General features: G+C 42.1%; 17 protein-coding genes and 1 pseudogene. 3 read left to right on the top strand and 15 right to left on the bottom strand.

Annotated elements, in window-relative coordinates:
• Positions 1-107: 107 nt before the first annotated feature.
• Positions 108-899, bottom strand: a complete 792-nt coding sequence (locus APA_RS05585; RefSeq protein WP_201321325.1) for a hypothetical protein — start codon at positions 897-899, stop codon at positions 108-110.
• Positions 900-1,208: 309 nt separating this feature from the next.
• Between APA_RS05585 and APA_RS05580 the strand changes: the two genes are divergently transcribed.
• Positions 1,209-1,538, top strand: coding sequence for a DUF433 domain-containing protein (locus APA_RS05580; RefSeq protein WP_201321324.1), 330 nt, complete (start codon positions 1,209-1,211; stop codon positions 1,536-1,538).
• Positions 1,539-1,707: 169 nt separating this feature from the next.
• Here the strand turns inward: APA_RS05580 and APA_RS05575 are convergent.
• From APA_RS05575 to APA_RS05565, 3 genes and pseudogenes are all read right to left on the bottom strand, one after another.
• Positions 1,708-2,003 (bottom strand): annotated as a pseudogene (locus APA_RS05575) (hypothetical protein).
• The gene (locus APA_RS05570) at positions 1,996-2,247 is read right to left on the bottom strand and encodes a hypothetical protein (RefSeq protein ID WP_201321322.1); all 252 of its coding nucleotides are present in this window, start codon (positions 2,245-2,247) and stop codon (positions 1,996-1,998) included. The pseudogene APA_RS05575 and the gene APA_RS05570 overlap by 8 nt, the downstream one beginning before the upstream one ends.
• Positions 2,248-2,570: 323 nt before the next feature.
• Complete coding sequence (locus tag APA_RS05565; RefSeq protein ID WP_201321321.1) at positions 2,571-6,791, bottom strand: DEAD/DEAH box helicase; 4,221 nt, start codon at positions 6,789-6,791, stop codon at positions 2,571-2,573.
• A 427-nt stretch (positions 6,792-7,218) separates the two neighbouring features.
• Here APA_RS05565 and APA_RS05560 point away from each other — a divergent pair, with 427 nt between their 5' ends.
• Complete coding sequence (locus tag APA_RS05560) at positions 7,219-8,373, top strand: alanine--glyoxylate aminotransferase family protein (RefSeq protein ID WP_201321320.1); 1,155 nt, start codon at positions 7,219-7,221, stop codon at positions 8,371-8,373.
• 120 nt (positions 8,374-8,493) lie between these two features.
• Here APA_RS05560 and APA_RS05555 read toward each other — a convergent pair whose 3' ends face one another.
• The 6 genes from APA_RS05555 to APA_RS05530 form a co-directional block, all read right to left on the bottom strand.
• Complete coding sequence (locus tag APA_RS05555; RefSeq protein ID WP_201321319.1) at positions 8,494-9,396, bottom strand: type IV pilin-like G/H family protein; 903 nt, start codon at positions 9,394-9,396, stop codon at positions 8,494-8,496.
• A gap of 39 nt (positions 9,397-9,435) precedes the next feature.
• Complete coding sequence (locus APA_RS05550; protein WP_201321318.1) at positions 9,436-9,885, bottom strand: hypothetical protein; 450 nt, start codon at positions 9,883-9,885, stop codon at positions 9,436-9,438.
• An 8-nt stretch (positions 9,886-9,893) separates the two neighbouring features.
• Positions 9,894-10,451 carry a dCMP deaminase family protein gene (locus tag APA_RS05545; protein WP_201321317.1) on the bottom strand — a complete coding sequence of 186 codons (558 nt, stop codon included), beginning with the start codon at positions 10,449-10,451 and terminating at the stop codon, positions 9,894-9,896.
• Positions 10,452-10,532: 81 nt separating this feature from the next.
• Positions 10,533-11,714, bottom strand: a complete 1,182-nt coding sequence (locus tag APA_RS05540; protein ID WP_201321316.1) for an amino acid ABC transporter permease — start codon at positions 11,712-11,714, stop codon at positions 10,533-10,535.
• 127 nt (positions 11,715-11,841) lie between these two features.
• Entirely contained in the window at positions 11,842-11,985 is a 144-nt protein-coding gene (locus APA_RS05535; RefSeq protein WP_201321315.1) for a hypothetical protein, read from the bottom strand.
• A gap of 242 nt (positions 11,986-12,227) precedes the next feature.
• Complete coding sequence (locus APA_RS05530) at positions 12,228-13,340, bottom strand: hypothetical protein (RefSeq protein ID WP_201321314.1); 1,113 nt, start codon at positions 13,338-13,340, stop codon at positions 12,228-12,230.
• Between the two features lie 235 nt (positions 13,341-13,575).
• On the opposite strand from APA_RS05530, the gene tkt reads away from it, so the two are divergent.
• Positions 13,576-15,579 carry a transketolase gene (tkt, locus tag APA_RS05525; protein ID WP_201321313.1) on the top strand — a complete coding sequence of 668 codons (2,004 nt, stop codon included), beginning with the start codon at positions 13,576-13,578 and terminating at the stop codon, positions 15,577-15,579.
• A gap of 218 nt (positions 15,580-15,797) precedes the next feature.
• On the opposite strand, the gene APA_RS05520 is transcribed toward tkt, so the two are convergent.
• The 5 genes from APA_RS05520 to rodA all read right to left on the bottom strand — a co-directional run bounded on the left by APA_RS05520 (position 15,798) and on the right by rodA (position 24,453).
• Positions 15,798-19,253 carry an AAA-like domain-containing protein gene (locus tag APA_RS05520; protein WP_201321312.1) on the bottom strand — a complete coding sequence of 1,152 codons (3,456 nt, stop codon included), beginning with the start codon at positions 19,251-19,253 and terminating at the stop codon, positions 15,798-15,800.
• A gap of 63 nt (positions 19,254-19,316) precedes the next feature.
• Positions 19,317-21,269, bottom strand: coding sequence for an AAA-like domain-containing protein (locus APA_RS05515; RefSeq protein ID WP_201321311.1), 1,953 nt, complete (start codon positions 21,267-21,269; stop codon positions 19,317-19,319).
• A 161-nt stretch (positions 21,270-21,430) separates the two neighbouring features.
• Positions 21,431-22,369, bottom strand: coding sequence for a malate dehydrogenase (gene mdh, locus APA_RS05510; protein ID WP_201321310.1), 939 nt, complete (start codon positions 22,367-22,369; stop codon positions 21,431-21,433).
• 291 nt (positions 22,370-22,660) lie between these two features.
• The gene (locus tag APA_RS05505; protein ID WP_201321309.1) at positions 22,661-23,182 is read right to left on the bottom strand and encodes a hypothetical protein; all 522 of its coding nucleotides are present in this window, start codon (positions 23,180-23,182) and stop codon (positions 22,661-22,663) included.
• A 14-nt stretch (positions 23,183-23,196) separates the two neighbouring features.
• A complete protein-coding gene (rodA, locus tag APA_RS05500; protein WP_201321308.1) occupies positions 23,197-24,453 on the bottom strand; it encodes a rod shape-determining protein RodA in 1,257 nt (418 codons plus the stop codon).
• Positions 24,454-24,555 lie beyond the last annotated feature (102 nt).

Genomic DNA, 24,555 nt, shown 5'->3' with positions numbered 1-24,555 from the left:
TCAATCCTGATGAAATCTGATCTTGTTTGATGTTTTTTGTACGTTATACGCTCCCATGATATTGACAATATCTTTCACTTTTGCATAGTTTGATGGAGTAACTCACTCTACTCTAAATCTACTAATTCTTGCGTATCAGTAAACCAAGGGATCTGAATATCAGAGAATGATTCGAGAGGTGGCAACTCAACCTCTTCCGCTAATTCTTTCCATACAGGTTTTCCATGCTCGTTCAAAAAAGCAACTATGAACGCATGTCCAAACTGTCTAAACCATCTTCCAACTTTCATGGACTCTTTCTCAAGCTTTCTCATAGATGAAATAACATCTGAGTCATCCACTAACTTATATAGACTATGAGCAAAAGCAGCCTCAGCAAAATAGTAGAGATCATTAGAAGAACCGTCTTTTCCTAGATATAGAGTGAGTTCTTCTGGAAGTACACTAGAAAATCCATCATCCACAGTTCTTTGATTATGTTCATTTTTTGGATTGGGATAATGAAAGGCAAGATTGCGGACAACATCCATAAAGTTCTTATTTCTCTTATCAAAGTAATTATGGATGTTGGATATCGCATCTATACCTTCCTGAGACATCTTTTTTTTATATTTTTCAAAACTTTCATTTTCCTTTATATAGTGATTTAAGAACGCATTAGCTTCCTTAAGCTTTCCGACAAGTGTTATGACTGCTATTCTAGAAAATGTAAGCTGCCCTAGGACTATAAGGTCACTTTTAGAAGAAATATCTGATGTCCAGTATAAAAGTTTGTAAAAACCGTTAATCTCATTAAGAATATGAGCTAGGGTCAAGAAAAATATGCGATCTTCGTTTGGTAATGAATCAAGCCAAGCCTTATCAATGGTCGCCTTGTAGATCTTAGATGTGCTATTCACGATTTCACTATTCCTTCGAGATGTTTCTGACTGCAAATATAATAGTGCAATCGCTTGATCAAATACTTTTGAAAACTGAGCGATCGCCGATCTTGTAAGGTGCGTTAATGCAATATAACGAACTTTAATGATAACTGTTTGTGCATTACGCTCCGCTAACGCACGCTACGGGATTGGTTATTTATTTCAAATTTCTTGAGTGCGATCTCGGATCGAGTTGGGCGGGTTGAAAAAAATCGTAATTACTTGGCTGATGATGGGGCGAAGCGATCGCTTAAAATAGTTACATAAAGAGTAGCCAAAAACTTTATGACCGCAACATCAACCTTAGCAAAACGATATATCGAACAACGCGATCGAGGATACTGGATCGAAGGAACACGTATTTCTCTTGATTCAGTTGTTTATGCCTTTTTGAATGGTAAGTCACCTGAAAGCATTGCCCAAGACTTTCCATTACTTTCACTAGAACAGGTTTATGGAGCGATCGCCTTTTATCTTGGCAGCCGCGAATTAATTGACGCATATCTCAAGAAAGGTGAGGAGGAATTTGAGAAATTGCAAAAGTCCTGTAGACAAAAGAATCCACTTCTACATCAGAAGTTAAAAACTGCTCAAAAAACAGTTCAGGGGTTGTGATTCTTTCCCGGAAATTGCCAGTTAGTGACGCAATTGATGCACTTATCCTCATTTGGGAAGCCTCTACTGCTGAAGAATGGGTTAATCAAATAATGTCCATCCCATTCTGAGAAGCTAGAAGATTTAGGATGAATGCGATCGCCAATTTTGTAGTGCGATCGCTGATTGCTCAATAGGCTGAATCATGATCGGAATGCAAGGATAAAAATCTTAGATAATCACCTTCCCGCACAGCAACGGCTCGACATTTTTGAGTAATTCTCAAACTATAGAGTTTTTCACCATTTTTCCTTGCTTAGAACGAATCAATTCCCATTTTAAGCCTTGATCTTTGTACAATTGCTCCCAAGTCAACTGAGAAACTTTCCTGAGAATTTTTAAGGCAGCAAGAGCCTCAGATTTCTGCAAAACAAACAAGTCTTGCTGAAAAATAGGGTTGTTTAGATCGAGTAAAATTCTACTCATTATTCAATAATTGAGCTTCTAATGAGTCGAGATTCGATAACTGAGAGGGATGATTATGATTCCATTGTAGAGCTTTATCTAGTTTCTTAGAGAAAGAATCTTCATGCACCCAACTTTCAGAAGGAAATGATTGCTTCAAGAGAAGATTATAAAACGTTTCCCATTCCTTACCCCATTGCTCCAAATTAATGACAACGGCAGTCTTCTCTCCTTGATCATCTATGATATATTCAATGCCTTTCATAGGAAAAAACAGCAGTAATTTCAGTAAATTATATCATTTTTTACTTCGGAAAGTAGTGCGATCGCTGATCTTGTAGTGCGATCGCTGCTTTTGGTAGATACGTTAATACAATTTAAAAACTCCTTGTAATTATCACAATGCAAATTAGATAGAAATTTCAACATAATCACCAAGTTTAATTACATTGATGACACCACAAGCTTTATCAGTCTGTATCCGAATTTTTTGACAAGAGGTAGAAAGCAAAACAAAAATAGCAATCTGGCGATCTCTTAAATTCTGTTGATAGCGCAAATTAGGAATGCTGCAAGATCTCAGTTAACCTAAATCTCATTAATCAATTGCAGCAATGCATCAGTCGTCACCTTGCCGCTCATATCTGTACCTTCCAGCAAGCTATCGGCAAGATCGCGCTTATGAGTGTGCAGATCGACAATCTTCTCCTCGATCGTTCCCTTAGCTACAAGTCGATAAATCGTGACAGGGCGCTTTTGACCGATGCGGTGGGCGCGATCGCTAGCTTGATCTTCGACCGCAGGATTCCACCAAGGGTCCATGTGAATCACATAATCCGCAGCCGTGAGATTTAAACCAGTGCCGCCAGCTTTGAGGCTAATTAGGAAGACATCACCTTCACCCGCTTGGAAAGCTTCTACGCGCTTTTTGCGGTCTTTAGCGGGAGTGCTGCCATCGAGATATTGATAGCTAATTTTTTTGGAATCTAGATAATCGCGAATGATATGTAGATGATCGACAAATTGGCTGAATACTAGAGCCTTGTGCTTATTGTCCAGAAGCTCGCTAACGACTTCACCGAAAAGCTGAAGCTTAGAACTCGGTAAAGGAATATCGGGTCTAACCAGCTTGGTATTACAGCAGGCGCGACGCAATTTCATGATTTCGGCGAGAACTTGTAGATGCTTTTGTCCTGCATTTGCCTCAGTACTGGTTAATTTTGCGACTGCCTCTCGACGGAGAGCCTCATAAAAGGCAAGTTCCTCTTTAGTGAGTTCCACTTGCAGAGTTACTTCCGTGCGCGATGGTAGCTCTTGCAGTACTTGATTTTTGGTACGACGGAGGATGAAGGGCTGAATTAACTTTTTGAGTTGGTTTCGGGCTTCTTTGTCCTGAGATCGCTCGATGGGGTTAGCATAATTAGTATTGAAATTGTCAAGGGAACCCAGTAGCCCTGGGTTAATAAACCGAAATAGATTCCACAGTTCGCCGAGATGGTTCTCGATTGGCGTGCCAGTGGTGATTAGTTTGAAACCGCTTTGGAGATTCATTGCTGCTTGCGATCGCTTTGTAGCAGTATTCTTAATTGCTTGCGCCTCATCAAGGACAACTGTTTGCCATTGGACTTTGGCAAGCATTTCACCAACTTCTTCTTGTTGGAGCAATCCATAGCTACAAATCACCATATCAAAGGGCTGGAGATTGTCCAGCACCTTTTGGCGATCGCCTGTACCAAACACAATCACATTTAATGTAGGCGCAAATTTGGCGGCTTCACCGATCCAGTTCATACAAACAGAAGTTGGTGCGACAATCATCGTTGGACCATGTGGGGCGCGAGTAAGAATCAAGGCTAGGGATTGCAAAGTTTTGCCTAAGCCCATGTCATCAGCTAAGCAAGCACCAACACCCCAATGAGCCAGCCTTGCTAACCAAGCAAAGCCATCAATTTGGTAATCTCGTAAATCGGCAAGCAATGTCGATGGTAGCTGAGGCTCAAAGCTCCGCATCTCCTTGATTCTTTTGACATGAGCTTTCCAATGCTTATCGGCTTTAAGATCGTCGATTTCATCGACAAAATCTTCAAGAGCTAATGCGGCTAGAGGATGGAATCTTGTCCCTTTGCCATGTTTTTCGGATAGACGGCGAAATTCATCGAGACGATTGCGAAACTGTTGAGTTAAAGCAATAAACTGACCATCGCCAAGGGGAATAAAACGACTAGGGGTTTTATCTAGCAGTTCTAATAGTCGCTGCATATCTAGCACTTTGTCATCGCCTAAGCGTAATTCGCCTTCAGCCGAAAACCAATCACGGCTTTGGTTGATCGACATCCTGAAATCACCAAAGCCAGCCCGATGACTAATTTTCATCTTCTCGCCTTCTGGCCATTCCAAGACTATGCGATCGCCTAATGCTTGTAGTTCCAGTAATAATTCCAAACAAAATTCAGGATCGTCAATCGTCCATTCGCTCTCATGCTCTTCAAAACTTTCTAGTGTCAGACAAGCTGCGATCGCTTCATTGGCAAGTTTTTTCTCTTCTTTTAAATTGCGAGTTGCTTGCAACCGCTTACCATCGATTTCTGCTAGCACCGTTGTACCGCCTGCCCCTGGGCGATAGTATGCACCTGCATTAGCAAAGGGACGCGCTAATATAGCCACCTTCAGTCCATTCCCTGCCGGCAAAATATGTACATGGGGTTTGCTATCCGATGGAACTTCTTCAGCATCACTTACACCACCCCCAATATCCGAATGCACTGTCACAATCGAAGAGATGCCATGAATGGCGGCGAGAACTTTATCCTTGGCTGCCACGGGAATTTCGAGGCGATTTTTTCTGCCAATGATTTCGGTGATGCGGCGATGAGATTCATTTACCTGTGTTACTTTTAGGCGAGTGGGGCTTTCCTTGGTGACGACAAAATTCTGCCCATCCTTTAATTGCGGCGAAAATTCTAAAATTAGGCGATCTCCTTTTCCCGCCTTGACCAATAGCTCTGGCTCACCTTTAGCAATATCGACACGAGTAGTCGGTGAATCTTCCCAAAACACTAAGGGATGTCCAACTAGGGCACAGATAGTATCTTCGTCAAATTCATATTGGCTCTGTCCATAATATCCATGATAGGAATAAACTTGCACATGGGAACATACAACAATGTCCTGTGGAGTCATATAGGGAAACTCATGCACAGACTCTTTTAGTCGCTTCACCGCAATATTTCGCCCTGCACTCCATACGCCCTTAGCATTGATTTTCTGTTCTCTCGGCTGGATCGTACATAAACCTTTATTAAAAGTAATAAACCATACCAGACGCTGTGGTGAAGTATTGACTGATTTTGGTTGTTCTTGGGGCGACTTGCTAAGATTCAGTAGAGCATTTAGGCTCAGTTCCCATGTTTCTTGAGGACGAATCAAATTAACAATTGAGGAGATTTGATTGACTTGTCTTAATTTTTGAGCATGTTTTTGATGAATAGAATTGGTCGCCAGTTCTCCCAATAGCTCTGCTGTTTCCATTGACATCCAATGATATTCAGCATTAACCGATTGTTTAAGCAATGGCTCAAGAATTCTGGGTAATTCAATTCTGGATTTCTCAGGATTTACCCAATAGAGACAGAGCGCACTAAAAAATGCTTCGAGACAATGGCTCTCGGTGTGATTTTGGATATATTCACTGCTGAGAAGATCCTTTTGGGGAATATCACCCAGTTGAAACTTCAAAACCTTTTGCAGTCTGCTGTAGGTAACTTGTAACCAATGGTTTGTTTGCTTTGCCATAATCGCCGTATAGCCTTCAGCTTCGCGCATACTCTCAGCAGTGCCTTCCTGAATCAGCCCTAATATAAAAAATAGCCCAGGTTCACCACTAAAGTAGACTTGACGCTTGCCTGTGGCTTTTTTGATCATCTTCAGCGATTGCCGAAATTGCGAGATCGCCATCTCGCGATCTCCTTTTAGAAAATGCAGCCAAGCTAATAAGGCATCTCCAGCATTTTTGTAGTCGCTAGATAGGCGATTATATGCTTCTTGAGCGGTTTGCAAATCAGCCCGCAATAAACTCTGCTCCATCAAAACTAGTAGTAGCGGATCAGTGCAGCGATCGCCTTCCGCTTGAAACTCCTGCCGCAGGATCGTCAGAGCCGCATCCGTAGACTTCAGCTTCAGCATTCCATTGGTCAAAATTGTGGCTAAAGCGATTTCATAAAACTCGATATTTAAGGTCTGGAACCACTCAGAGTCAAAGGGATTACAACAGGCTTGATACAAAATCGCATCTAAGGTGATTTTTTGCTGGGAATAGCCATAGCGATAGAAGTCCTCAAACTGCTTGGTGACAAACTTTATATCTTGGCGATAAATCCCAATCCTCACTTCACGAATAAACTGCGACTCACTCCTGAAAGTGCGTGAATCGGTTCTTCCATAAGATGGTACAGGGAGTTGCAATTCGATCGCATTGACAATCTTCTCGAAATTCCCTGATCGAACAACATCGCGTAATGCAATATCCATCAAATAGGTATTGCATTGCGTCCCTTGAGAGCGGTCTTGAGTGAGTAAATTTAATTTTACAAAGCGATCTATGTATACCTTTAAACTGATGCCAGTAAAATGCTTATTTTCCTTGTCTTTAAGTCCAAGCTGAAGCAAACAATCAAAATATACGCTGCGATTGATAGGCTCATAGGCGATCGCAAATACTTGGATCATCTGCTGTTCTAATCCTGACAACTTACGATAGATTCCTGTCAGCGGTTCATAGAGTTTGGCAGAATCAACTTGGAGATCAGGCATATTTGAAGTTAGTGTTGTTGGGATTGTTACTACAGAAATTGATGGACATTTACGACAAGATCTGCCGTAACACCAACCCTCAAAATATCAACGCCATTTTCAGCAATTAAAAACCCTTATGGTTTTTAATTGCTGAAAGAGTAGTTACACTTTCGACAACTGGTATAAATCGGTTCAGATATTGTCAAACGTTAATTGTAACAAAGATCGTAGGTTTCACAATACAAGGATCTCGATAACAGATATTTTAAGTAGCTAGGCACAATTAAATATAAAACCCCAAAATCTGTACCGCCCGTGTAGCGCGCGGTACAGATTTTGGTTCTGTTTTTTTAATTATGCTGAGGTACTTAGTTAATCCTAGTGGCAGTTTAATGCGTACAATACTAGATCTAGTATTAAACCAAGCATTACAAGATTTCGACTCATGGAAGATAAGTTGATGTTGATGATTCCAGGTCCAACACCTGTGCCTGAACAGGCGCTGTTGGCACTGGCAAAAGCTCCCATCGGTCACCGTAGCGGTGATTTTAGCAAGGTTATGGCAGATGTGACCGCCAAGCTCAAGTGGCTGCACCAAACCACTAATGATGTATTAATTCTCACCGTAAGCGGTACAGGTGCGATGGAAGCAGGCATCATTAATTTCTTAAGCAAAGGCGATCGCGTCCTTGTTGGAGATAATGGAAAGTTTGGCGAACGCTGGGTCGAAGTCTGTCAAGCCTATGGCATAAATGCCGAAGTAATCAAGGCTGAATGGGGCAAAGCTCTCGATCCCGAAGATTTTCGCGCCAAGTTAGAGTCGGACACAAACAAAGAGATCAAAGCAGTAATCATTACCCATAGTGAGACCTCGACGGGTGTTCTTAACGATCTTGTGGCAATTAATCGTTATGTTAAAGCCCATGAAAAGGCTTTGATTATCGTTGATGCTGTTACCAGTTTGGGCGCAATGAATGTTCCTATCGATGAATTGGGACTAGATGTAGTCGGTTCTGGTTCTCAAAAAGGCTACATGATTCCTCCTGGTTTGGGATTTGTGGCGGTCAGTTCTAAAGCATGGGAAGCCTATAAAACGGCAAATCTACCAAGGTTCTATCTCGATTTGGGCAAGGCTCGTAAAGATGCTGCAAAAAATTCCACGCCTTTCACTACTTCCGTGAATATGGTAATGGCTCTGCAAGCCTCGCTCGATATGATGCAACGTGAAGGATTAGAGAACATTTTTGCTCGTCATCTGCGTCATCGTGAAGCGACTCGCGCGGCGATGAAGGCGCTGAATTTGGGTCTGCTAGCGACCGATGATGCAGCTAGTGCATCAATCACATCGGTAGTTCCACCTGAGGGCTTGGATGCAGAAAAGATTCGCGCCACGATCAAGAAGAAGTTCGATATTGTCATGGCTGGTGGTCAAGATCATCTCAATGGCAAGATCTTCCGCATTGGTCATTTGGGCTTTGTTGCCGATCGCGATATTCTTACCGCAATTGCTGCACTTGAAGGATCGATCTCGGCTCTTGGCTACACCAACTTTACCTACGGTGCTGGTGTGAAGGCTGCGATCGAAGTTCTGAACGGCTAGTCACTTACAGCGCTTTGCGCTCAGATCCAAACCAATACATTTGTTAAAAGTGTTGCAAAGCAACACTTTTAACAAATGTATTGCCATAAACAAAAAGGGACGCTTTGCGTCCCTTTTTGTTTATGGATTGATTGAAGTATAAGCATTTGGACATTTATAGCCTTCATCTTGATTGTGACGCATGGTTGGTATTTGTTTAGTAGGAATATTGCTTTCACACAGCAGTAGTTTTGTGGCTTTTTGATTTGGATCGGAACTGCTGATTGCATAGACAATTCCCGTATAAGCTTTCAATCCATCTTTTAGAGGAATCGCACTATTCTGCACCAGATCTCCCAAGATTGTAATTTTGTAGCTATAGGACTCTGAATTAAGGGATAGTCTCGATTTTAATTGATTGATATCTTCCGAGAATTGTCCCTGTACTTGAAATATTTGCTGTTGCGATCGCATGATTATACGAATATAGGATTTGCTCTCTGCTTCACGAATTAGTAACGATGAACTAACTAAATCAGGCGATCGCAAGATTTTGACATCACTGGCAACAGTTGTACTATCAGAAACCTTAGTTAATTGCTGAGGTTGAGCATCCAAAACTTCAGGGCGAGATTGCTCAGGAACAGCATTGGCGATTTTCAACTTTCCATCATTGTCGATTTCATAAATAGTTTGAGTGGTGAGATCGCCAAAAACAAGATCGAGTTGCTGAGGATCTGTTCTGGAGTTGACTTTAAACTTACCTGCGATCGCCGTTTTCCCTAATGCCAAATCATTAGACAAAATATAAACATCACCATCAACATCATTTTGGGTTGCAAAAATTGCTGTGCCAGTTTTGACTCCATCTTGTTTTTTGAATTCCCAAGTTCCTGCTAGTTTGTAATTGGTTGAATTTTTAGTGCGATCGCTAACGCTATTACAACTAATCAGTCCAATCGTGATACATGGAATTGCGATCGCTTGGCAAAGCATTGTCACTACAAAAGTTTTGACATTTTTTTTGGAAATTATTCTTTGCATATCTACGCCTGTCTGAAGTATGCCCTTACCAATTAAACCTCAATAAACATATCTAAGAATCACAATTAGGATAGAAGCGATCGCTGAGCAAGACAAAATAAGCTCAAATTTTTGAAAATGCTTACCTTTAATTGGTCTTAGATAACTAGATGGGAATATTGATTCATCTTCCTCATCAAACACCTTTGCTTCGTATAGCCCTAAAGCTTTTTCGACACGTACCGAAATACCCATTGTTTTGATATAACCTCTCCTAATATCGATTAAAATTAGTAAATTTCCAATCCCAAACATCATAATAATACAAATAAATAGAATTGTTTCGGGAAGTGATGGCTTTGCTGACCGTTGCACAATCCAGCCAATAAACACTGTAAAAAGAGTAATCGCAGTACTAACAATGCTGAAAACTCTAGCTCTCATTTCTCTTAGGCTTTCTTGAGCCGTACCACGTACTGCTAATAAGATTGACGCTTTTTCATTACTCATACAAAAATCTAAGTAAATAAACGTAATTCAGAAGTTGGAGAATTAAGAAACAAATCGGCTCTTTGCAAGACGGATGCTGATATCTTAATTTGCTTGAGGATTACCAAGCCCTCCTCTACAAATGATTGACACAGAGACGCATTATTTCCTTTATTAAAAGTCGTTTCATAAAAAACTTCGCGAATACCCGCCGATACCACCAGTTTCAAACAAGAAATGCAAGGTTCTAAAGTGACATAAATACTCGCGCCATCAGTGGAAATACCATGTTTTGCCGCTTGGGCGATCGCATTAGCTTCAGCATGAACTGCCCTTGAGGGGAAATCTTTGTTCACAGTGCAATCACTCATCTCTGGATAGCAATACCCTTGCGTAGTGCAATGGACTGAGCCTGATGGTGAGCCATTATAGCCTGTGGCAAGTACCTGCTTATCTTTGGCAATTACTGCTCCCACAGGGAAAGCTAGACAGGTAGATCGCATAGCGGCAAGCTTGGTCAGCAGCATAAAGTATTCATCCCATGTGGGGCGTTGCTGAAATACGGCATTTTCGATCAATTCGGGCATGGGTAATAAAGTACTATTTGACTTTAGTTATAGCGCAAAGCGCTGTAACTAAAACTGAGGATTCTGGAGAATTAAGGATCTTCAGTTCTGGAGCTTTTTCTCTAATTTTTGACTAGCTTGAGAAAGCGAGAAGCAGAACATCCAATAAATTAAGGCGACAAATAGATAAACTTCAGCGTAGCGACCGATAAACTCTGGCTGTGATAAGACAGTGCGGGAAACACCCATCAAATCCACTAGTCCCACGATCGCAACCAGTGAAGTATCTTTAAATAAGCCAATGAATTGACCAACGATCGCAGGGATCGAAGCTTTGAGAGCCTGAGGTAAAATAATTAAAACGAGCGTTAAGGGGATATTCAATCCCAAGGCTCGAGCGGCTTCCGCTTGACCTTTAGGAAGTGACTGTAAGCCCCCGCGCACATTTTCGGCAAGATAGGCTGCGCTGAAAAACACAAAAGCCGCGATCGCTCTCAAAACGCGATCTATTTCTAAACCTGCGGGTAAAAATAGAGGCAACATTACTTGCGCCATAAAGAGAATGCCAATTAGTGGCAATCCTCTCACAACTTCAATATAGAAGATGCAAAACCATTTTATTAAGGGCAATGTACTTTGTCTTCCTAACGCAAGCAAAACTCCTAATGGAAAAGAGAAGAAAATCCCTGAGATCGCTACAATCAGAGTCAAAACTAGTCCGTTCCATGCATTTACATCAACAGCAGTTAGTCCCAGATTCCCACCAATCAGCCATATAGAAATTGGTAAAGATAAAAACCACGCGATCGCCAAAATCATGGAACTTGATTCCAAGCGTTTAGATTGTTGCCCAATCACGAAACCGATGGCGATCGCGCCGCTAATCGCTAAAGTCAAAATTTTCGATATGCCGTCCACAGGTAGCAAGATCGCAAGGGCTAATGATAGTGAACTAATGCCAATAGCTACTGTGCGACTAAACCTGCCCCATAGTCCCCATGAGATTCCTGCAAGACTTCCTGAGATCGTTAAAACACCCCACAATCGCCAAAACTCTTCGACAGGATAAAGTCCGACTAAAAACAGTCGTAAATTGCTACTTACCACCGACCATTGGGCTTGAGTAGTAGCCCAAAGCCAGACATTACTGACAAGCTGATAAAGCAAATAAAGGCAAACAACTGTTAGTAAGCTATTAAACCAACTACTAAATAGATTCTTCTTTGCCCATGCCAAAGGGCTTTGTGATTCTAGGATTGGTGACGTGACCGAAGTTTGCTTCATGGTGCATCTACAGATTATTTACAGCGCAAAGCGCTGCCTAAACAATACAACAAAAAATATAAGGGAACGCTTAGCGTTCCCTTATATTTGGCAGCTTACAGAGCTAAACCTTGTGGATTAAATTTTACTATTTAGACTCAGAGGCAGAATCTCCCTTGTAAGGCTGCTCACCTGTTGCAGGAAAATCGTCTTTACTTGGGGTGAAAATTTTGGCGATCGCATCGCTCACATATTCCACCATATCTGTTAATTTTTTCACTAGACCGTTCATAACTATCACTCTCAAAGGAATATCTAGAGAACTTGATTTATGGAGCAAGCTGGGAATTTTTCCTAACTTATGTATATCCTAATACCAAATATTGTTAGCGATCGCTGATTTTAATCTCGCTTAACAATTGTTTGAGTTTCGACACAGGTTTGGATTTACAGCGCTTTGCCACCAAACCAGAACCAAGAAATCTTGAAAAAGAGTTGCGAAGCAACTCTTTTTCAAGATTTCTTATGGTTCGTTTACCCTCCAGCTATCACACATGCGACATTTGTGTCGATTGATATCTTTTTGCGAATCTCTAACCATCGATCTTTTGCTGCCTCTGGACTCAGATGCAGGTCGGCTTGCAAAGCATGATATTCAGCAATTGCCGTTGCGATGCGATCGAGCGATTGACTACCGTATGTACCTGAGGAATCGTCATAGTCTTCAAACCTAGGCACAACGGCTAGCTCTTTGGTTAAGCATTGCAAAGTCGAATAAAATCTCATAAGCTCTTTTGTAACAGCTTCATGAATTACATTCCATTCTCGCCAACGGTCCCGTTTGTCAGACTCTGTATATCCAAATTGAGCATCAAGTTTTTTATAGTAAAGCAAATCTGTATAAGCAGTAACGATGAGATCGTGAGAATATGTAGCATCATCCCGCCCAATAAATGCAACTCTACCGCCATACCCCCGAATGAGGGGAGTGAATAATTTATTCGTTTGTAATTCTTTCCAAGCTCTATACTGCCGTAAAGATTGAGTCAGATGCCAACATCCATGACGATGTTCAAAAATATAAGCTTCTGGTTCTCCATAGGTTCTGACTAGAGTTCCATCTCTATCTTTTCCGTCATTAATAAACTCTGCTCTAATATAATTCACGCGAAATGTTTTGGCATCGATCCTTTGATAGTCTAATTTTAATCGCTTCTTTAATAGCTCATCATCACCGCGATATTTTGCAGAAGGATCAAGATAGACATATCTATTACCGATCGCCCAAATCCTAAAATCCACGTAATTTTTGTCACCGATCGTCATCAAAAGCATACTAGGATCTTGATAATCGCGAATTTGGACTTCTGAATCAATATAGGCATAACCTGTCGAAGGGTTACGCACAAACTGCTCAAAAAAACTTTTGAACTCATCAGGCGAGCATTGCGCGATCGCAGGTTTTACCGATGTTGTTGCTCCTGTTAAATCTGCGATCGCAGTTGGTTGGGTAGCAATCGTATTTTGATTTTCAGGAAGCCCAATTGTTTGCTTCTGTTGTTTTGGAGGAGCAAGCATTGGCGCATAAAATATAGGTGCTTCAGGCAGAAAAAACAACGCCAGCATGATTATTTGCACGAAATTCATACAGAGTTAGCCTTTAAGCAATGGAGATCGCGGTGAGAAGTGAAGACTTACATTTTTACATTTTTGTTTCGATTATTTTTTCTTGATCTCTCAACAAAATAGATGCATCTAACTAATTTTCAACGGATAAATTGAGTCAGACGATACCAAATCTTAAAATTTATTATTATATTGGGACAGTTTTGGGGGAAAATGTATCTGATTGAGTACAAAAAATTTTTAAGCAATTGTAACTATGGTCGCTGCACCCTCGAAACCTCAAACCCTTGAGACACTCTGCATTAACTCCATCCGCTTTTTATCGATCGATGCGGTCGAAAAAGCAAAATCTGGTCACCCCGGTCTGCCGATGGGCGCAGCACCAATGGCTTTTGTGCTGTTTGATCAGTTCTTAAAATTCAATCCCAAAAGTCCTAAGTGGTTCGATCGCGATCGCTTTGTCTTGTCCGCAGGACATGGCTGTATGTTGCAATACTCATTGCTGCATCTGACAGGTTATGACAGCGTACCTTTAGATCAAATCAAGCAATTCCGTCAGTTCGGTAGCGCGACCCCTGGTCACCCTGAAAACTTTGAAACCGCTGGTGTAGAAGTTACAACTGGCCCACTTGGTCAGGGTGTTGGTAATGCTGTTGGTTTAGCGATCGCTGAAGCACATTTGGCTGCACGTTTCAACAAACCTGGTCACAATATCGTTGACCACTATACATATGTCATTCTTGGTGATGGCTGCAACATGGAAGGCATTGCTTCAGAAGCAGCTTCTTTGGGCGGTCACCTCAAGCTTGGCAAGCTGATCATGATGTATGACAGCAACAGCATCTCCATCGATGGCAGTACCGACCTCGCATTTACTGAAGATGTCGGTAAGCGCTACGAAGCTTATGGCTGGCATGTAACTTATGTTGCTGATGGTAACGAAGATTTGGATGCGATCGCTAAAGCACTCGCTGAAGCTAAATCTGTCACCGACAAGCCTAGCTTGATCGTTGTCACCACTACGATTGGTTTTGGTTCACCCAAAAAAGCTGGTACGGCTGGCGTTCACGGTGCGGCTCTTGGTACTGATGAAGTTGCCGCAACTCGCGCTAACCTCGGTTGGGAATACGCACCTTTTGAAGTTCCTGCCGATGCACTTGCACGTTTCCGTCAAGCGATCGAAAAGGGCGCTACTGCCGAAGCTGAATGGAATGAGCGTTTTGCTGCTTACGAAAAAGCCTATCCTACCGAAGCTGCGGAATACAAGCGGATCATGGTTGGCGAACTTCCTGAAGGTTGGGAAAAAGCTCTTGAGCCTGTTGCCGAGAAAGAAACATCGACCCGTTTGCTTTCAGAAGCTTGCTTGAATGCATTGTCTCCTGTACTTCCTGAATTCCTTGGCGGTTCGGCTGACTTGGCTCACTCCAACATGACCTATGTCAAGGGCTTGCCAGACTTCCAATACGGTTCTTACGAAGGTCGTAACTTCCGCTTTGGTGTGCGCGAACATGCGATGGGCGCAATCATGAACGGCATGATCTTGCATGGTGGCACAATTCCTTACGGTGCAACCTTCCTCGTATTTGCTGACTACATGCGCGGCGCAATCCGCTTGTCGGCATTGTCAGAAGTTGGCGTGCTGTACATTATGACCCACGACTCCGTAATGCTCGGCGAAGATGGTCCAACGCACCAACCCGTAGAAACCCTCGCTTCTTTGCGCGTAATTCCTAACTTGCTAGTATTGCGTCCTGCGGATGCGAAGGAAACTGTCGGTACTTATCAAGTCGCGATCGCTAATCGTAAGCGTCCTTCTTTGATGGCCTTCACTCGCCAAAACGTGAAGAACTTGGCTGGTACTTCCATCGAAGGAACCAAGAAAGGCGGTTACATCGTTGTCGATTTTCCAAATCCTGAATTGATCTTCATCGCTACTGGCTCCGAAGTTGCTCTTGCTGTAAGTGCTGCGGAAATCTTAGCTAGTGAAGGCAAGGCTGTGCGTGTAGTTTCCATGCCTTCGATGGAACTATACAACGAACAATCTGATGAGTACAAAGAATCTGTACTTCCAGTTGCTGTCAAAAAGCGCGTCAGTGTTGAGGCTGGCAGTACCTTTGGCTGGCACAAGTATGTCGGTTCTGAAGGCGCAGTTGTCGGTATGGATAGCTTTGGTGTTTCGGCTCCAGGACCTATTGGCTATGCGAAGTTCGGCTTCACCGTTGATAACGTCGTTGCAACTGCACGCAAGGTTCTCGGTTAATTAAAATAAAGAGCGCGATTTGCGCTTTCACAAAAAAAAGCCTGCACTAAGTGCAGGCTTTTTTTTGTGAAAACTGAGACGTGGTGCAAAGCACAACATCTCAGTTTTTGGATTTTATACCAAAACTAAAAATGGCATAGCCATTTTTAGTTTTAAAAACCCTTACTGGGTTTGGGTTTTAATTCACAAAAGTGTTGTCACACTTTCGTGAATTGGTATTACAGATCATGGGTTTCTAAATAGTCTTGAATCCAGTTGTTTCCCAATTCCATCAGATGTGCTAGATCAAAATTCCATAAAATGATTTTCCCATTGACACTGGCTGAGGCAATTGTCTCACCATCAGCACTAAAGCAAAGACTTTTTACTGCCGATTGATGTCCTTGGAGAGTTAAGAGTTCCTTGCCATCAAGACTCCAAATCTTGACAGTGCGATCGCTACTGCCCGATGCTAATGCATTACCATCAGGACTAAAGCAAACACTTCTAACTTCGGCATTATGTTCATTTAGTGTTTTTAGCAATTTGCCATCAAGGTTCCATAATTTAACACTGCCGTCTTTACTGCTACTAGCAACAGTCTGGCTGTCTGGACTAAAGCAAACACTATAAACTTCTCCTGTATGACCATTCAAAGTATTCAATAAGGTTCCATCCCAATGCCACAGTTTCACAGTTTTATCTTGGCTTGCTGTCGCTAACATATTGCCGTCAGGACTAAAACAGACTTGATAAACAGCATTAGCATGACCGATTAATGTATGTATCCATTCTCCTTCTTTGCTCCATAACTTGACTGTGCAATCAGCACTAGCAGAGGCAAATAGCTCACCATCACTACGGTAGGCAACACTATAAATCGATGCTTCGTGTTCGTTGTATATGGTTTTAAGTAAGATCCCTTTATCGTTCCAAATCTTGATGGCGCGATCGCTACCAACCGATAGTAAAAATCGATCATCTGGACTGAAACAGACACTATTCACGCTCTCTTTATGCCCTTCGAGAGTTGCCAGCAATTTAGCACTAGCTAGCCAAATTTTAATTGTGAAATCGCTACTAGCTGAAGCAATAAATCGACTGTCATCACTAAAAGCGAGACAGTTCACTTCAGATGTATGCTCAACAAGACAAGTTGGTGAGTTACCTTTGGTACGCCAAAATTTAATTGTCGTATCTTGACTCCCCGTGAACATCGTACTGCCACTAATATTAAAGTTAATATTATGGACACCACCTTTATGTCCATATATAGTTTGCAGTAAATTACCTTTGATATCCCAAATTTTAATCGTGCGATCGCTGCTAACTGAAGCTAGAGATTTACCATTAGGGTGAAATCTTACGCCCAAAACCTTATCAGTGTGACCTTCAAGAGCGGCGATCAGATTTCCATCCATGTTCCAAAGTTTGACATCGTGACCACGGCTTACAGATGCAATAATCCGCCCAGATGGGGAAATATCGATATCTTCAATAAATCTATCATGGGCTTTAATAGTTCTTATAATTGTTCCATTGACGTTCCAAATAATTAGCAAGTTATCCGCACTACCTGTAACTATACGCTCTCCATCAGGACTAAAACAGAGGCAAGTTATCCATTTGTAATGCCCACCAGTAAAGGTGTTAAATGCGGTACCATCATCGCGCCATAGTCTGATTTTGGCATCTTCACCACAGGACGCAAATATGGCATCGGTAGGGCTAAATTTCACTGCCAAGACTGGTGCTTGGTGATCCTTCAGAATTTGAATCGGCTGATCGATGTACAATTTTGTAAATCGATCCATTTTCCAAAGCCTAATCGTGCCGTCACGACTAGCTGAGGCGAGATGTTGTCCAGTACGGCTAAAACTCAGGCTAGTAATCCAGTTTGTATGTCCACTTAGGGTTTGTTTTAGATTGCCTTTAGTATCCCAAATTTTAATTGTGCGATCGCTACTTCCAGATGCAATGAGATGATCATTTGGTGCGATCTCAATGCAGGTGACGGTATTCAGATGCCCCGTAAGGTGATTATATTCACGCACATTGTAAACGGCTTGGTGGAGGGCGCTAATTCCATGCATTCGGAGGCTCGCTCTTTCACCTGTAGAATTTTCTAAGTCCTGTAATTGCTGACCTGCTTCCATGGACTCTAAGAGCGCTTCAAATTGCTGATTGAGGATAAATGTCGCCTTAGCGGAGGCACTTTTGAGAACAACTTCAGCTTGCGTTAAGCTAGCTTGCAGTCTTTGCTGCATATCCACCAACCGAATCTTAGCTTCTTGCTCCGCCTCCAAAGTTTTTTCTAGCCGTCGTTTTGCTGTCATAAGAATTTGATTTGCTTCGGCTTGAGCAAAGAGAGCTACTTCCACTTCTCTTTTTTCAAAGTCTTGACTAGCCGAAAAAAACTGGTAGTCATGATTACTCAAATTCTTATCTGAAGACCATAACAAAGCATCTTGTAAAGCTTGTCCCCGCAACAATCGCGACTCATCTTGGTAGTCAGAATCCATCCAGGCCTTGAATGATTCACCATAGGGACGCAAATTTGCTAAAGCTTGGTTTACCCAATTTTGATTGAAAATTGCAGCATAAACTGGGTTATAAACTCTAAGTCTTCCTTCGCGTTTGACGACTAGTCCTGTAATCCGTAACTCAGTTTGTTCAGGAGTATCATCGGCAATAATTCCACATTCGATCTTGTTCAAAGATGGCTCTGAAGCTAAAATTTGTTGGTACAAGCCGAGCAGCCTTCCTTGACGGTTTTCGCTGCTCCAGAGAATGCGATCGCGAATTGTCTTGAAATGCTCGGGCTGATCTTGGATTTCCCAATTATCAACTAGGCGCGATCGCACTAAATTATTAACCCAGACAAGTTCATGGTTTAGCGGGATCGATTCGGGTGAATTTAGAATGATTTGACAAAGTTTTTGGGTGAGAAATGGTTGTCCACCTGTATAGGCTAGGATTGCTTTGAGAACAGCGACGGGATTTTGAGACTTTGTTAATATACCTCGCATTAGAGGTTTTGCCTCCTTTAACTGAAATCCCCTTAGCTCGATCGCTCGACCAATGTTAAACGGCGTGCGTTGCTTATCACGAATCAGGTCAGCAGGGGTAGCCACTCCAAACAGGGCAAAGGTTAAGCGATTATAGGCAATGCGATCGGCGCGACGATTAAATAATTCTCGAATCAATGCAAAAAAATCATCAACGGCAAAATTCAGACTGAGGATACTATCAATTTCATCAACAAACAGAATTACTGGCGAAGAGATTTTTTTAAGCAATCCTTCGTCAAGGAATTTCCCAAAGCGTTGCACTGGAGATAGTAAGTGATTACGTTCCCACCATTCCTCCAAATCAAAGGAATCATACAAGCCAAGGCTACTGATAATGCTATCAATTAGCCCTGCATACCACTGCTCTGGTGTAATATCAGACGTGCCGATCGCAGTAATATCAATCGCCGCACAGGTGAAATTTTCCTCTTGCAGTCGTTTCATCGTGCGGACTCGGAGGCTAGACTTACCCATCTGCCTCGAATTGAGAACATAACAAAATTCTCCAGATTTCAAGCTTTCATAGAGATCGTTATCAGCTTGCCTCGCTACATAGGTAGGTGCATCAACAGATAGACTGCCCCCAACTTGATATAGATAATTTGTGGTTCTTTCTGCAAGCATCGTTTACCTAACGAAAGATATACAACCCATAGATAGAATGCGGCGCGAAGCGCCACATTCTATCTATGGGTTTATTTTGATATTTACTGATGACTGTTGAAAAATTTGTTGAAAATATTGATAATACAGTGCACACATCGGAACCACCTGATTGCCTACTAGCTTCACTAAACCAATACTTCGTAGTTTAAAGGCTAATTGACTATCTAACTGCAAAGGGCGAGAGCTTGTAACCAATTCTTTGTATGCTTCAAGCAATTCAGGATCTTCCCTTAAGTTACCAAGTTGACGACGGAGATGGTTACCATAAATCCCCTCTTCCGTAGGAGATGACTTTAGTAAATTTTCCCAATTTATTCTACCTCGTGCAATTTGATAAAGTGCTAGTCTAACCAAATAAGGATGCCCACCAGTAAGCATTTGCAATTGTTTTATCTGAGCTGGTTGCCAATCCAGTTGATGTCGATGTACTAAATCCACAATCTGCGCCAGAGTCAATTCAGGTAAATCAATCGGTAAACCTACATTAAAAGGTGACTGATTGATATTTAAAGGAATATAGACTTCTTTGGAATGAACAATTACTAATCTCAGCTTTTTCCAGATATCTTCATTTTTCGCCTTTTCATGCCAAGCTCTTAGTAAGCCAAAAAAATCAGTAGCGATTTTAGGATATTGGAAGATTAAATCTACTTCATCCAGCCCTAATACTAAAGGAGTTTCTTTTGCGGCAAGTAAGTAACGCTGAAAATATTTTGTACACTTGTTTTTGCTACCTAGAACTCCTTGCCAATATTGCTCCAAATTGTCGTCTAGATCTAATTCCGAAGCAATACTCGCACAAAACCATTTTAGAAATAAATCTAGATCGTCGAATATATCGCTATCTGCTTGCTGAAAGTATAAATGCACGACTTGATATTCTTTATGTTTAGCATAAGCTAGAGTGCGTGAGAGCAAAGATGACTTGCCCATTTGTCGAGGTGCTTTAATCCGAATTAGTGAACCTGCTCGCAGCATAGTTTCTAGACAGTCTTTTTCAATGGGAGGTCGCTGAATATAAAAACGAGATCCTAATTCTATTTGTCCCTCAGGTTCTTCCAATTGAAGTTGCTGCTGTTGTTTTGGTGGAGGGCTAGAAATAGTTGTCGCGGCTCTTGCATTGCGAAGAAGATTATCTAATGCTAGCAGAGCCTCTGTCGCATCTTGATATCTTTGGCGATAGTCATATCGCACCATTTTGTCAATGATTATCGCTAGTGCTGGATTAATTCTAATATTGACCTTAGCACCAGCCAAAGCGCAGGTATATTCATTGGTTTGCTGATCTTTTGGCAATTCTTTAAAAGAAAGCCCAGTGAAAGCCTGTAGACACATTATCCCCAACGCATAGACATCACTACAAAATTTTGGTTGACCCGCTAATTGTTCATTGGGCATGTACATCAGGGAGCCAACGACAACACTACGAGTCTGGTTCTCTTCTTCGATAAAGCGCTCTAATGAGTCTGGGCTTATAGCTTTGACTGCTCCAAAGTCAATCAGCACGATTTTGCGATCGCTCCGACGACGGATCAAGTTAGCAGGTTTGATATCTCGATGAATCACTTGGCAACTATGCACAAAAGCTAATACTTGCAAAATATCCCTTAAACCAGAGATCAGCTTTGCTTGCTCCCATTTCTTGCCAGCACCAATCTCAGAGTCTAAGGTCTCACCTTCAATAAACTCTTGGACTAGATAAAATTCGCCATCTTGCTCAAAGTGGGCAAATAGTCTTGGAATCTGATCGTGAACTCCTAAATCATTTAACGTTGCAGCCTCGCTATCAAATAAGCGTTTGGCGATCGCAAGTTCTTGTGGTTTAAGTAATTGGAGTTTGAGCTGCTTAACGACACAAACAGGCTGACTTGGCATTTGTAAATCCTGTGCCAAAAATGTCTGCCCAAAACCACCACCACCAAGCGGTTTTACAATTTTATATCTGCCTGCAAGAATTGCTCCAGCATTGGTCATGGTGGTTGTAATAAATCTAACGTTTTAAGTAATATTTCTCTCTATGATACAGCGATCGCTAATTCATGAAAACTTCTTTTATAAAACCTTAAAAACTATGCTGACCGCGACGCGGTCAGCATAGTTTTTTGGGTTTTATTACTTATCAAATCGTAGATCCCTTACAACAAATTAATATTTTCTTGGATCGATTTTGCTGAAGCATGGAGCGCGGCAAGTTCATCATCTGTAAGTTGCAGTTCGATCACTTTTTCAACACCTTGCCGTCCTAACCGTACGGGTACACCCATGAATATATCTTTTAATCCATATTCACCCGTAAGATATGCCGCAGCAGTAAAAATTCGATGCCGATCGCTGATGATTGCTTCGACCATTACATATGCCGCCGCCGATGGCGCAAAATAGGCACTGCCATTTTGCAACAACTTGACGATTTCTGCGCCACCATTGCGAGTGCGCTCCACGAGTCTTGCGATCGCTTCCTCTGACAATAGCTCAGTAATCGGAACACCGTTTACTGTCGATAGGCGTGGCAAGGGAAGCATCAAATCACCATGTCCACCCAAAACAGTGGTATAGATATCCGCAGTAGATAGTCCTAGTTCCATGGCAATAAAAGTTTGAAATCTTGCCGCATCTAGAACTCCAGCCATGCCAACTACTCTTTGGGGCGGTAAACCGCTGACTTGCCATGCTAGGTAAGTCATTACATCTAGAGGGTTAGAGACAATGAGCAAAATTGCATTTGGAGATAGAGAGATCGCCTTCTGAACAACATCCTTGACTATGCCTGCATTAATCCTGAGCAGATCATTACGACTCATCCCTTCTTTGCGTGGTAAGCCTGCGGTGATGACAATCACATCCGAATCTTTGGTGTCGCTATAGTCATTAGTGCCAATAATTTGGCGATCGAGATTGGAAATTGTATGGGCTTGGGCAAGATCGAGGGCAATTCCCTGTGGTTTCCCTTGGACAATATCGCATAACACCACGTCAGCTAAATTTTGCTTGGCGATGCGTTGTGCTAACATGCCGCCGACATTCCCCGCACCGATGACGGTGACTTTAGGCGATCGATAATCTTGTATTTGCATTGGCAGAATTCCTCTCCAGTAAATAATTAAAACAGCACTTTGCGCTTTCTTAAAATCTAAGAACAATGTTAAAAGGCTTGCTTTGCGAGCCTTTTAACATTGTTCTTGTCAATAGTCTGGTGTAAGGCTTCAGCAATTCTCATTATGAAACCAATTTTGGGGTTTGCTGCGCCTTCGGCGCAGCAAACCCCAAAATTGGTTTTGTTGAAAGTCTGCCAAAGGCGGACTTTCAACAAAACCAATTTTTATAAAGGGAATTACTGGCACGGCATTGCCACGCACCATTACAGACTATTGAGAAACATAAAATTTACTGTAGTAATAAAGCAGTGCTTCTGCTCTTCCTTTCTTTGTTTTCATGTTGTATGACTCCAGATAAGCATTAATTAGCTCTGGGTTTCGTCCATCATGGTAGAGATACACTTGATAATTCCCACTCTTCCAAACTGATGGCTGACTATTTGGCAGATCTTGCGCCGTTAAACGTAAAACTGAACCTGTTTTCTTGTTTTTCTGAATCCAATATTTTTGTAATTGATTTTTCTGATCTCGACAAATCATGACCAGAAAACTGGTGCTTTCGGCAAAGTCTTGGAGATCGGATTTGGCAGGACATGATGCGAAAAGACTCTTAACTGGTAAATCTTGAATTGGCTTACGGATTGTGACTTTCCCAGTTTTAGGTATTGGAGCGGAAAATTCATAATCACGCTTAAAAATGTCATCTGCGATCGCAGATGGCTGAAAACTTGCTACTAGCAAAGTCCCAAATAAAGTGCCAAAAATTAAGTCTGAGCAGTTTTTTGTTTTCATGTTTTTTCTCCTAATTAAAACTTGATTGTGCGACGATGGGCGGCGACAGACTCGGCTAAGCCGATCGCCATTAAATTAGCAAGTAGAGCCGATCGCCCATAACTAAGCCAAGGCAAAGGAATTCCTGTCACTGGTGCAACATTAATATTCATACCGATATTGACAAAGGTCTGAAATAGAACGAAGGAAAACACACCGATCGCTAATAGTGAACCGAAATTATCCCGCGCATTGACAGCAATCACCAGTAAGCGCCAGCAAATTCCGACAAACAACAACAAAACGCACATACAACCAAAAAAGCCAAATTCTTCACCGATCGCTGAAAAGATGAAATCGGTATGTTGCTCAGGGATAAAATTTAACTGTGTTTGCGTACCCTTGAGCCAACCTTGACCAAATAGTTGCCCAGCCCCGATCGCAATTTTGGACTGGATGACGTGATAGCCAGCACCAAGGGGATCTTGATTAGGATCGATAAATAGTAATAGGCGCTTCTTTTGATAATCATGGAGAATATTCCACAATAAAACTCCTGCTTGTCCAGACACCAAATTGACTACCACGGCAATTACGGTGCTGACAATCCGAAACCAAGGTAATGAGACCCAAGCCGCCACACCCATCAGGATCACCCATACAATCCATGCGGGTAAATAGATCGAAAAAAGTACTGCCGAGACAATGGGTGAAAAGATTAGCAACAACCATCCCAAACTGGCTCCAGCCCAATAGAGCATTCCAATCGTAATCGCCGCGAATACCAGAGACGTGCCAAGGTTCGGTTGCAAAAATATCAAAACCCAAGGCGGTACGGTCACCCAAGCGACTTTAAACGCATCAATTGGACTCTGAATCGGGCGATCGTGCATCACGGCTGCTAAGGAAATAATTATGCCTACCTTGGCAAATTCCGAAGGCTGAATATTGAATCCGCCAATCGTAATCCAGCGCTCTGCACCAAGTGCAGTTGTGCCAATAACCATTACCAAAACCAAAGATATATTGGTGAGTGCGTAGGTAAACCAATGCAAGCGCAATAATTGATCGTAATGAAAACGAGCGATCGCAAACATTGCCACCAAGCCTACGCCGCCTGTTACCCAATGTTGCCACCACTCAGCCCTCTGCGAGCGAAAGTCTGAACTATAGATGGCAACGCCACCTAAAATCATCAATAGGATCGGGAAAATCAACAATAGCGGATCGGCATCGCGCCACTCACGTTTAATATTTTCCCAACTGGGTAGTTCTAAACCTTTTACGATCATAAATTCAGCTAATTCGGCTCAGTTCTTATTATGAAACTAATTTAAGAGTTTTCACCTTAGCCTGTGCCGAAAACCCAAAAACCAAAAGAGAGTGGCGGCGCG

Source organism: Pseudanabaena sp. lw0831, from assembly GCF_016584665.1.
GTDB lineage: Bacteria > Cyanobacteriota > Cyanobacteriia > Pseudanabaenales > Pseudanabaenaceae > Pseudanabaena.
The sequence above is the reverse complement of the archived record's forward strand: the minus strand, read 5'-3'. Positions and strand labels throughout refer to the sequence as shown.

Excerpts from the sequence above, each read along its gene's own strand:
- APA_RS05580 (WP_201321324.1), top strand. The coding sequence starts at position 1,209 with ATGACCGCAACATCAACCTTAGCAAAACGATATATCGAACAACGCGAT.
- APA_RS05570 (WP_201321322.1), bottom strand. The coding sequence starts at position 2,247 with ATGAAAGGCATTGAATATATCATAGATGATCAAGGAGAGAAGACTGCC.
- APA_RS05565 (WP_201321321.1), bottom strand. The coding sequence starts at position 6,791 with ATGCCTGATCTCCAAGTTGATTCTGCCAAACTCTATGAACCGCTGACA.
- APA_RS05560 (WP_201321320.1), top strand. The coding sequence starts at position 7,219 with ATGGAAGATAAGTTGATGTTGATGATTCCAGGTCCAACACCTGTGCCT.
- APA_RS05555 (WP_201321319.1), bottom strand. The coding sequence starts at position 9,396 with ATGCAAAGAATAATTTCCAAAAAAAATGTCAAAACTTTTGTAGTGACA.
- APA_RS05550 (WP_201321318.1), bottom strand. The coding sequence starts at position 9,885 with ATGAGTAATGAAAAAGCGTCAATCTTATTAGCAGTACGTGGTACGGCT.
- APA_RS05545 (WP_201321317.1), bottom strand. The coding sequence starts at position 10,451 with ATGCCCGAATTGATCGAAAATGCCGTATTTCAGCAACGCCCCACATGG.
- APA_RS05540 (WP_201321316.1), bottom strand. The coding sequence starts at position 11,714 with ATGAAGCAAACTTCGGTCACGTCACCAATCCTAGAATCACAAAGCCCT.
- APA_RS05535 (WP_201321315.1), bottom strand. The coding sequence starts at position 11,985 with ATGAACGGTCTAGTGAAAAAATTAACAGATATGGTGGAATATGTGAGC.
- APA_RS05530 (WP_201321314.1), bottom strand. The coding sequence starts at position 13,340 with ATGAATTTCGTGCAAATAATCATGCTGGCGTTGTTTTTTCTGCCTGAA.
- tkt (WP_201321313.1), top strand. The coding sequence starts at position 13,576 with ATGGTCGCTGCACCCTCGAAACCTCAAACCCTTGAGACACTCTGCATT.
- APA_RS05520 (WP_201321312.1), bottom strand. The coding sequence starts at position 19,253 with ATGCTTGCAGAAAGAACCACAAATTATCTATATCAAGTTGGGGGCAGT.
- APA_RS05515 (WP_201321311.1), bottom strand. The coding sequence starts at position 21,269 with ATGACCAATGCTGGAGCAATTCTTGCAGGCAGATATAAAATTGTAAAA.
- mdh (WP_201321310.1), bottom strand. The coding sequence starts at position 22,369 with ATGCAAATACAAGATTATCGATCGCCTAAAGTCACCGTCATCGGTGCG.
- APA_RS05505 (WP_201321309.1), bottom strand. The coding sequence starts at position 23,182 with ATGAAAACAAAAAACTGCTCAGACTTAATTTTTGGCACTTTATTTGGG.
- rodA (WP_201321308.1), bottom strand. The coding sequence starts at position 24,453 with ATGATCGTAAAAGGTTTAGAACTACCCAGTTGGGAAAATATTAAACGT.